This is a genomic window from Bradyrhizobium sp., from assembly GCF_049691595.1.
In the GTDB taxonomy this organism is placed as follows: domain Bacteria; phylum Pseudomonadota; class Alphaproteobacteria; order Rhizobiales; family Xanthobacteraceae; genus Bradyrhizobium.
Window position 1 is genome coordinate 1 of record NZ_JBAVNZ010000497.1, and the last position, 3,022, is coordinate 3,022.

Here is a 3,022-nt window from a genome sequence, read left to right on the forward strand (position 1 = left end):
ATCGTGCACTGCGGGAGAACGAGCCGGTCAAGCGCCTGCCGAACGGGTCCTGGTTCCTGACGCGCTATGACGACCTCGTCACCGCCTACAAGAGCACCAAGATCTTCAGCTCCGACAAGAAGAAGGAGTTTTTCCCGAAATACGGCGACTCATTGCTCTACGAGCACCACACCACGAGCCTCGTTTTCAACGATCCCCCGGCCCATACCCGCGTCCGGCGGCTGATCATGGGCGCGCTGTCGCCGCGCGCGATCGCGGCGATGGAGCCCGATCTCATGGCCCTGGTGGACCGGCTGCTCGACCGCCTCGCGGCCAAAGCCAACGTCGATTTGATCGACGATTTCGCCGCCGCGATCCCGATCGAGGTGATCGGCAACCTGCTCGATGTCCCCCACGGCGAGCGCGGGCCCTTGCGCGACTGGTCGCTGGCGATTTTGGGCGCGCTCGAGCCGGTGATCGGCCCGGAAGCGTTTGCGCGCGGCAACGGGGCCGTGAGGGATTTCCTCGGCTATCTGGAGATCCTGGTCGCGCGGCGGCGCGCCAGACCCGGCAACCCCGACCGCGACGTGCTGACGCGGCTGATCCAGGGCGAGGATAGTGGCGAGGATAGCGGCGAAGACAATGGCGAGCGGCTGACGGAGAAGGAGCTGCTGCACAATTGCATCTTCCTGCTCAATGCCGGCCACGAGACCACGACCAATTTGATCGGCAACGGGCTGGTGGCGCTGCTCGATCATCCCGCCGAGAAGGCGCGGCTGATCAAGCACCCTGATATGATCAAGACCGCGATCGAGGAAATGCTGCGGTTCGAGAGTTCGAACCAGCTTGGCAACCGCATGACGGTCGAGCCGGTCGAACTTGGCGGCGTGACGCTAGCCGCCGGCACCTCCGTGACGCTGTGTATCGGCGCCGCCAACCGCGACCCGCAGCAGTTTGCCGACCCGGAAAAACTCGACATCGGCCGCACGCCGAACCGCCACCTCGCCTTCGGCACCGGCGCGCACCAATGCGCGGGGATGGCGCTGGCCCGGCTCGAAGGCGCAATCGCAGTGTCGCGGTTTCTGGCGCGGTTCCCCGACTATGCGCTAAACGGCGCCCCGGTGCGCGGCGGCCGGGTTCGCTTTCGGGGATTTTTGAGTGTGCCGTGCGCGGTGAATGCGTAGGGCAAAGCCTGTCGTTCAAGAGCGCTCGGCGATCCGCGTGCCGCCATGCCGTGCGGCGCGATGGTGGCGGGCACGGCGCACCAGCGCCCTTGCCCACCCTGCAATTCTGTATCTCTAGTCCACCCTGGCGCCGGAGAACTTCACCACCTTGCCCCATTTCTCGGTTTCGTTGGCCAAGAGCTTTCCGAAGTCGAGCGGCGAGCCGGGGATCAGGAACGCGCCCACCTCGGCAAACCGGGCCTTCGCCGCGGGTCCGGCGAGGATCGCATTGATCTCCTTGTTCAGCCGTTCGATGATCTCGGGCGGCGTGCCCTTCGGCGCCCCGATGCCGTACCACGCGCTCGCCTCGTAGCCGGGAAGGAATTCGGCTACCGTGGGCAGATCGGGCAACACGTCCGAACGCGTCGTGCTGGTCACCGCAAGGCCGCGCAGCTTGCCGGACTTCACGTGTTCGGCGCAGGTCGGAATGTTGTCGAACATCACATGCACCTGGCCGGAGATCAGGTCGGTCAGCGCCGGCGCGCCGCCGCGGTAGGGCACGTGGACCATGTTGATGCCCGTGAGCATCTTGAACAGCTCGCCCGACATATGGATCGTGGATCCGTTGCCGGACGACGCCATGTTGAGCTTGCCGGGATTGGCCTTGGCATAGGCGATCAGTTCGGGGATCGACTTGACGGGAAGCGATGGGTTCACCACCACCACGTTGGGAAAGCGGATCAGCCCCGCGACCGGTTCGATATCCTCCAGGAAATTGAAATTGAGCTTGTCGTACAGCGTGGCGTTGATGGCGTTGGCGGGCGCGACCAGCAAAAGGGTGTAACCGTCGGGCGCGGCGCGCACGACCGCCTCGGTCGCGATATTGGTGCCTCCCCCCGGCCGGTTCTCGATGACGAAGGACTGGCCGAGCCGTTCGGAAAGCCATTGTCCCATCAGCCGCGAGGTAAGGTCCGCGGAGCCGCCGGGGGTATAACCGACGATCACCCGAACCGGCCGCGCCGGATAGGCTTGCGCTTTCGCCTTGCTGGCGAAGGCCGGAAGCGCGACCGCACCGGCGGCCAGGTGCAGGAATTGACGGCGTGCAAGTTTCATGATGCCTCCTCGAACGGACCTCCGCAGGCAGCCCTAACCCCACTCCCGATACTGCCACATTTCCGGCCTCCCGCCACCTGCGCGCGCGTCCCGTGGGCGCCCCTGGACGACCGACCGGTGCCGCGCGATCGAGCCGGGAGGCGCTTGTTCAGGCCGCTTCCAGCCGCCTGATTTCCGTCTCGAACTCGAAGCGCAGTTGCGCGCCCTCATCGTCGGGAAGCCAGTTGGTCATCTGCGGGAAGATCGTCCGGTAAAGCAGAACCGTCCTTGGCTCCCAAGGAAGCTTCTGCGCCGCGCGGGCTTCGGCGAGAATTTTGTAGAGTTCTGCACGCACCGAATCGGGATCGGCCCGATATACGGGCGTGGGTGTGTCCTCGCCGAACGGGTCGGATCGAGCATCGGGCTCAAAAAAGTCCGGTTGGTTGAATCGCGCCATGGTGACCACCTGAAAGAACCATCGGAACACTTATCCGCTAACTCGGCCTATTCGTCGAATGCCGCGATAGCCTGGTCAAAGCTGTGCAACGGTCTCTTGTCCCATCCCTCTTCCCGGACGAACAGGGCCTTATAGGCTACACCTTCGGTTCGAGCCGCAGCATCTGCAACCCACGATTTCAGGCGCTCCCACTTTCGAGGGTCGTCCAAATCTTCACGGCCTTTGGTTTCGACAATCCAGATTTCTTGCGCAGATCGTTTCACCAAGAAATCGGGAAAATAGTTCGAGATCGAACCGTCTGCATTCTGATATTCGATGAACAGGCTCGGGT

General features: G+C 63.8%; 4 protein-coding genes. 1 reads left to right on the plus strand and 3 read right to left on the minus strand.

Going from position 1 to position 3,022, the window contains the following annotated elements; translation table 11 throughout:
• Window positions 1-1,163: cytochrome P450 (locus WCE35_RS20695; protein ID WP_424595180.1), on the plus strand; the 1,163-nt coding region annotated here is incomplete at its 5' end.
• Between the two features lie 114 nt (window positions 1,164-1,277).
• Here WCE35_RS20695 and WCE35_RS20700 read toward each other — a convergent pair.
• From WCE35_RS20700 to WCE35_RS20710, 3 genes are all read right to left on the minus strand, one after another.
• Window positions 1,278-2,255: a Bug family tripartite tricarboxylate transporter substrate binding protein gene (locus WCE35_RS20700; RefSeq protein ID WP_424595181.1), complete on the minus strand. Its 978-nt coding sequence runs from the start codon at window positions 2,253-2,255 to the stop codon at window positions 1,278-1,280.
• Window positions 2,256-2,403: 148 nt separating this feature from the next.
• Complete coding sequence (locus WCE35_RS20705) at window positions 2,404-2,691, minus strand: hypothetical protein (RefSeq protein ID WP_424595182.1); 288 nt, start codon at window positions 2,689-2,691, stop codon at window positions 2,404-2,406.
• A gap of 47 nt (window positions 2,692-2,738) precedes the next feature.
• Window positions 2,739-3,022, minus strand: a 284-nt coding sequence (locus tag WCE35_RS20710; RefSeq protein ID WP_424595183.1) for a TnsA endonuclease N-terminal domain-containing protein, incomplete at its 5' end; no start/stop codon positions are given.

Bases quoted from the DNA above. Each gene is read 5' to 3' on its own strand.
- WCE35_RS20700 (WP_424595181.1), bottom strand. From the start codon at position 2,255: ATGAAACTTGCACGCCGTCAATTCCTGCACCTGGCCGCCGGTGCGGTC.
- WCE35_RS20705 (WP_424595182.1), bottom strand. From the start codon at position 2,691: ATGGCGCGATTCAACCAACCGGACTTTTTTGAGCCCGATGCTCGATCC.